Genomic DNA, 362 nt, shown 5'->3' with positions numbered 1-362 from the left:
TAATTTGTTCTTGCAATTTGGGACTAATGCTAAGAACTCATCAAATGCTGATTTACAAACTGCATTAAATGATGCTGTTAAAGCAGCTAACATCAAGACAGGCTCAGTTATCACTGTTGCTCAACAGGTTCAAATTTTAACTGCCGCTGGTGCAAACTCTATTACTTTAAGGGATGGTCGTACTGCTACCTTGAATACTAACAGTTTACGTGACCTTGCAACTAAAAAGGATACTCCAGCAACTATTTCAGCAACCTACAATGTTTCAGGCACTGCTACAACTAAAGTTGTTAAATAATCATTAACTTGATTATTGAACCAAGTCCATTCGGACTTGGTTTTTTTCTACGATTAGTCAAGAG

Annotated in this window: 1 protein-coding gene; it reads left to right on the top strand. The window is 36.7% G+C overall.

Features of this window, described 5'->3' with window-relative positions:
- Nucleotides 1-298: hypothetical protein (locus FD44_RS10600; RefSeq protein WP_162258126.1), on the top strand; the 298-nt coding region annotated here is incomplete at its 5' end.
- Nucleotides 299-362: the final 64 nt, after the last annotated feature.

This window comes from Secundilactobacillus malefermentans DSM 5705 = KCTC 3548 (assembly GCF_001436395.1).
GTDB lineage: Bacteria > Bacillota > Bacilli > Lactobacillales > Lactobacillaceae > Secundilactobacillus > Secundilactobacillus malefermentans.
Note: the sequence above shows the minus strand (reverse complement) of the source record. Positions and strands in the feature narration are given on the sequence as shown.